Origin of the sequence: uncultured Chloroflexus sp. (assembly GCF_937129525.1) — a bacterium.
Lineage (GTDB): Bacteria > Chloroflexota > Chloroflexia > Chloroflexales > Chloroflexaceae > Chloroflexus.
The window spans coordinates 1-5900 of record NZ_CAKZNK010000156.1 but is presented as its reverse complement, the minus strand read 5'-3'; the positions used below and the strand labels follow the sequence as shown (position 1 = coordinate 5900).

At 56.9% G+C, this 5900-nt stretch carries 5 protein-coding genes; 1 reads left to right on the top strand and 4 read right to left on the bottom strand.

All coding sequences use genetic code 11. The features are described 5' to 3' along the window. Positions 1–226 precede the first annotated feature (226 nt). The 3 genes from Q0650_RS18795 to Q0650_RS18785 are packed head-to-tail and all read right to left on the bottom strand — an operon-like array spanning position 227 to position 3341. Complete coding sequence (locus tag Q0650_RS18795) at positions 227–601, bottom strand: response regulator (RefSeq protein WP_298821831.1); 375 nt, start codon at positions 599–601, stop codon at positions 227–229. Next, positions 598–2256 (bottom strand): ATP-binding protein, encoded by a 1659-nt coding sequence (locus tag Q0650_RS18790; RefSeq protein ID WP_298821829.1) that lies wholly within the window; start codon positions 2254–2256, stop codon positions 598–600. The genes Q0650_RS18795 and Q0650_RS18790 overlap by 4 nt, the downstream gene beginning before the upstream one ends. A gap of 2 nt (positions 2257–2258) precedes the next feature. After that, the gene (locus Q0650_RS18785) at positions 2259–3341 is read right to left on the bottom strand and encodes a PstS family phosphate ABC transporter substrate-binding protein (protein ID WP_298821827.1); all 1083 of its coding nucleotides are present in this window, start codon (positions 3339–3341) and stop codon (positions 2259–2261) included. Between the two features lie 217 nt (positions 3342–3558). On the opposite strand from Q0650_RS18785, the gene Q0650_RS18780 reads away from it, so the two are divergent. Continuing rightward, complete coding sequence (locus tag Q0650_RS18780; protein ID WP_298821825.1) at positions 3559–4899, top strand: FAD-dependent oxidoreductase; 1341 nt, start codon at positions 3559–3561, stop codon at positions 4897–4899. A 93-nt stretch (positions 4900–4992) separates the two neighbouring features. On the opposite strand, the gene Q0650_RS18775 is transcribed toward Q0650_RS18780, so the two are convergent. Next, positions 4993–5529: a class I SAM-dependent methyltransferase gene (locus Q0650_RS18775; protein ID WP_298821822.1), complete on the bottom strand. Its 537-nt coding sequence runs from the start codon at positions 5527–5529 to the stop codon at positions 4993–4995. Positions 5530–5900 lie beyond the last annotated feature (371 nt).

The window sequence follows — 5900 nt, the reverse complement described above, 5'->3', positions numbered from 1 at the left end:
TGGGCACAGCAATCTGGGCACAGCAATCTGGGCACAGCAATCTGGGCGCAGCACCGCTGCGCCTCTACCACCTACCACCTATCGCCTCTCACCTATCACCTATCCGCCTCTCACCTATCGCCTGTCGGCTATCGCCTATCGCCTATCGCCTATCGCCTACCGCCTATCACCTACCGCCTATCGCCTACCGCCTATCGCCTACCGCCTATCGCCTACCGCCTACCGCCTATCGCCTATCGCCTATCGTATAGCGTTGCGCCACAGCGATCAGATGCTCATAATCAATCGGCTTGGCCAAAAACTCGACACAACCCGCTCGCTTGGCGCGCTCAATATCAGAGCGGGTCACATGACCGCTCACCGCCACTACCGGAATATCACGGAGCTTCGGATCGTGCTTGACATATTCGGTTGCCGTCCAGCCATCCAGACCGGGCATCGACAAATCCATCAAGATCAGGCCAGGCCGTCGTTGCCGCGCAATCTCAAGCGCAGTGTAAGCGTCGGCTGCCAGTTCAACGTTGAATCCGCTAAAACGCAGCATCTGGCCGAGAATATTGCGGTTGTCAAGATTATCATCAACAATGAGAATGAAACTCATACATGCACTCCAGATTCATGCGGTGCTGTCGTCAACGAGAGAGAATGAACCGCAGATGATGCCGGTAGCCAGACGGTAAACGTCGCGCCGGCGCCGGCATCACTGACCACATCGATCGCGCCGCCTAATGCCTGCACGATCTGTTTGCTGAGCGCCAGACCGAGACCGGTGCCTTCATACCGGCGCGTCACCGACTGATCGATCTGGCTGAATGGCCGAAACAGTTTGTGCTGTTGATCGCGTGGAATGCCGATCCCGCTATCAATCACAGCGAAGCGAATCCCATCGATCCCATCGCGCTGCTCACGCGCAACCTCGAGCCGGATAAAACCGTTCTCCGTGAACTTGGCCGCATTGCTGAGCAGATTAATCAACACCTGCCGCAGGCGACGGTTGTCAGTTTCGATCACCCCAATATCCGACGGACAGATAACAGTTAACTGATTGTGATTGCGCTGGCTCAGTGGCAGCGTCATTGCTGTCACTTCTTCGACCAGCCTGACCACCTCAACGGGGCCGTATTCGAGATCAAGCGCACCCTGCTCGATGCGGGCAAAATCGAGCACATCACTGATCAAAGCCAGTAAGTGGCGCCCAGAGGTCAGGATGCGCTCCAGATACGAATCGTGTGGCTCAGCAACTGCCTTGCTGAGATGGAGCAACTGCGCATAACCGAGAATTGCATTCAGCGGTGTGCGCAGCTCATGACTCATCGTGGCGAGAAACGCGCTCTTGGCCTGACTGGCCGCTTCGGCAGCCGCTCGCGCTCGCTCTGCTTCCGCTTCGGCCTGCTTCCCCCGGATGACCTCTTCCATCAATTGTTGCTGGCGAGCAAGGCTGGCCTGCAAATCGCGATTGCGCTCTTCTAACGCCGCGCGTTGCCCGCGCAAACTGTCCAGCATTCGATCAAATGCTCGCGCCAGATCGCCAATTTCATCGCGCGTGCGCTCATCGATCGAGCCAATCAAATTGCCGGTTGATACCCGGGTCGCCACTTGCGCCAGCCGGCGTAGCCGTCGGGCAATGCGCGCCGAAAGTAGCAAGCCAACCGCAGTCGAGATCACAATTGCCACCAGGGTATCAACCAGAATGAAGTTACGCGCTGTATCGTAACTTGCGGCCACCACTTCAAGCGAGGCCTGGGCCTGGCGCTGATTTTCCTCCACCAGCGCCGCCATCGCCCGATCGAGCGCGGTATAGAATGGATTCATCCGCGAGTAGAATGGCTGCACGCTGCCATCGCTGGCAATCCGCACAGTTGGAATGAATCGCTCGTGATTCGCCTGTACCACTGCCTGCCAGGCCGCCTCAACTGCGGCCAGTCGCTGTTGTTCATCGCCAGCGCCGGCAAGAGGGCGATACGCCTGAAGGTAGCCGGCCATCTCGGCCTCAATCGCGCGCATCTGATCGATGATGCGGTTGCGATCGCCGGCGTTCGTGTAGATGAGAAACTCGAGCTGGCGGGCGCGATATTGATTGATCGCCACAACCATATCGCTCACGGTATCAAGCGACGGTATCGTATGTTGAGTAATGAAGACGGCGCGATCATTCATCGTCGCCATCTGATGCGTCGCGAAAAAGCCCAGAGCGATCAGCAAGATCACGTCGATCGCCATCGCGCCTAACAGCTTTGACCAGATCGGGAAACGCATCGCTAGCGATCCTCAAGTCGCAATAATTGCTCGATTGATAGCCCAACCTGCGACCCACCGGCAAACACCGAACCGACGATCCGTCGCTCGACACGACGTAGCGCGAGCTGGTAGACCGGTTCGGGCAGGGGAACGTAGCGCGCTTTCGTCGCGAAGGCCGCTCCGTTCAACAGATAAAATTCAACAAATGCTCGCACTGCCGGTTGCGTTATCCGGTCGGCGCGCGCGTAGATGAAGATCGGTCGCGATAGTGGTTGATACTGACCGTTGTTAATAGTGTCGGTAGTCGGCGCAACACATCCCTGACCGTTATCAATTGCCACCGCCCGCAACTGACCGGCATACTCAACATAATAAGCGTAGCCAAAAAAGCCCAAACCGAACCGATCGGCGGCCACATCTTGCGCCAGCAGATAATCGTCCTCGCTGGCAGTATAGTCAAGACGGCTCGCGCCTTCAGCGCCGACAATTGCCGCAGTGAAATAATCATACGTGCCAGAGTCAGCGCCTGCGCCGTATAGACGTAACGGTTCGTCAGGCCACTCAGGGCGAATCTGATTCCAGCGCGTAATCTTTCCCTCTGCTTCCGGCGCCCACATCCGATTCAGTTCAGCCACTGTCAGGCATTGCGCCCAATCATTATCCGGATGCACCACTACCGACAGACCATCGAATGCCACCGGCAGTTCGATAAAGTCAATTCCCTGCCTGGCACAAGCTTCCATCTCGCTCTGCTTGATCGGGCGCGAAGCGTTTGAGATGTCGGTCTCGCCAGCGCAAAATCGAGCAAAACCGCCACCCGTACCGCTCACTCCGACCCGAATCGCAACGTCCGGCGCCAATTCACCAAACGCGATTGCAACCTGTTCTGTGATTGGAAAAACGGTGCTCGACCCATCGATCTTGATCTCGTCGGCGAGTGCCATCTGCTCCATTGTGGGCAAAAGAAGCGCCGCCGTGGGCGAAGGCGGCGGCGCAGTTGGTGTTGGCAGCGGAGTAGGCGAGGTCGGCGCGGCGAGTGGCGCGCCGCAAGCGACCATGGCTAAAGTGACAAGGATGAGCGCGATATGACGCCAGATGTTCATACAGTTGTGGCGATTATTGTCTATCCCGGCCTGTCATGGCAAGACTACACAGCCTCTACCATTATAATCCTTTGACAGAATATCGTTGGTTAAGGAAATATTAAGGCTGTTTGAACATTAGAGATAAATTCAAACCGAATGCAGATGTAACTTTCCTTAAGAGCGTTGCATCTCCCTTGAGAGGCTTAATCACGCAGATGCATACGGAGGATACAGAATGGGCCAGCGGGTAGTGGTGATTGGCGGTGGCGCAGCGGGAATGAGTGCAGCGGCGAAGGCGCGTCGTTCCAATCCTGCGCTCGAGATTGTCGTGTATGAGCGTTCGGGATATGTGAGTTACGGCGCGTGCGGCTTCCCTTACGCTATAAAAGGTGAGATTGCTCGCGTTGAAGACGTTGTCGTGCGCGCGCCGGCTCAGTTCGCCCAACAAGGCATCCAGGCTTTGATCCATCACGAAGTGACTGCAATTGACGTGAGTCAACATACAGTACACGTGCGCGATCTGACTTCCGGACGCGAATTTGTCGATCATTGGGATGAGCTGGTGCTGACAACCGGCGGTCAACCGAGTCGTCCTCCCCTTCCCGGCGTCGATCTACCCGGCGTCTTCACTTTGCGAAATGTCGAAGAAGCGCTGGCAATCAAAGCCTGGTTAACTGAGCAGAGGCCCCGCGCCGGGGTGATTATCGGCGGTGGCTATATCGGTTTGGAAATGGCGGAGGCGCTTGCTGCGCGCGGTATTCAGCTTACGCTTATTGAGCGGATGCCTCACGTGTTACCGACGTTCGATAGCGAGATGGTTGCTCCAGTTGAAGCCGAGCTGTCTCGCCAGGGTGTGAATCTGTACCCTGGTCAAACAGTGCAGGCCATCGTTGGCGATGAACGGGTGCGCGCCGTCAGCGTACAGGATCAGCTCATTCCCGCCGAGATCGTCATTTTGGCCGCAGGCGCGCGACCGGGAACGGCTCTGGCCAGCGCAGCCGGGATCGCTCTTGGGCCGACCGGCGCCGTGGCCGTCGATGATCACCAGCGCGCGAATGTGCCTCATGTCTGGGCAGCGGGTGATGTAGCCGAAGCATTCCATCGTGTCACCGGCAAGCCGGCATGGATGCCACTCGGCACAACCGCCAACAAGCAAGGGCGGGTCGCTGGCGAGAATCTGGCCGGTGGCAATGTCCGCTTTGGCGGCATCGTTGGCACAGCAGTGGTCAAGGTGTTCGATATCGAAGCCGCAATCAGTGGCCTCTCGCTGGCGCGCGCGCAGGCAGAAGGCTTCGCCGCCCGAACAGTCAGCGCAACGGCGGGATCGCGCGCCCACTATATGCCCGGTCACCAACCGATCACTGTAACCCTGGTCTTCGATGCCACGACTCGCCGCCTGCTGGGTGGTCAGATGGTCGGTCGTGAAGGTGTCGCCAAACGGATCGACACGATTGCCACTGCCCTGTACGCCGGCCTGACCATCGACGAACTGGCCGAACTCGATCTCAGCTACGCGCCACCTTTTGCGCCGGTATGGGATCCCGTTCTGGTTGCGGCAAACCTGGCCCGGCGCTGAGACACATAGGGGTGCTGTCTGATAGTGCCGGCTGCTTACGCATATCGACTAACCATGGCCCGGCGCAGCTAACCTGTGCCGGGTCGCATTTGGCTATAACTCCTTCCGGCAAACAAAAATCGTCTCGTTTATCGGCAGCCCCATGCGTTCAATCTCAGCCTGATCGACCAGCACATCCTTCGCTTCTACTGTTGTGACCTGAAAACCGGCCTCGCGCAAACGTAGACTAAAGTCTCTGCCGTACAAGCGCACGTGGTCAAACTGGCCAAAATACTGCTCCCGCTGTATCGGATCCGTAATAGCGGGATCTTCAAATGTTTGTTCACCCTGAATTGGCACCAGCACCAGCGCTGTGCCTGTCGGTTTCAACACACGATAAAGCTCACGCATTGCCTGCCGATCATTTGGTACATGTTCCAACACGTGACTACAGAGAATAAGATCAACTGAACCGGTACCCAGTGCAATGTTCGTAATATCTAACTGCAAGCTTGCCGAGCGATCATACCGATCTGCCGTGATGTAACGTAAATGTGGCATCTGCGCAAAACGCTCCGCCAATCCCGGCTCTGGCGCGAAGTGGAGCAACGTTCGTCTCTGCTCGCTATCTAGTAAACCGGATTGTTTCAAAAATAACCAGATCAGGCGATGGCGCTGTAACGAGCGGCAGACCGGACATCAGCGATGATATGGGCGATGCAGAGTGAGAAAGCCCGTCAGGCGCGCATTGCATACCGGACAAAACGCTCTCGTTCCGGCAAAAAGCCACCTGCGCACTGATGCAGGCATTGCGAAGAGCAGGTTTGCCAGCACAAGGTCTGTTAAACGACGAGCCGGATCGCTCGAACGCAAGGCAATCCGGCCATAAAATACAAATCGGCTGAGTCGCTGCTGCAAATCACCCTGAACAAAAGAGCGCATAATTGCTACCTGTTCAAAACCAATTCCTCACACAGCACATATTACCACTATCGCCGATTGATCCTACCGCCTACCGCCTA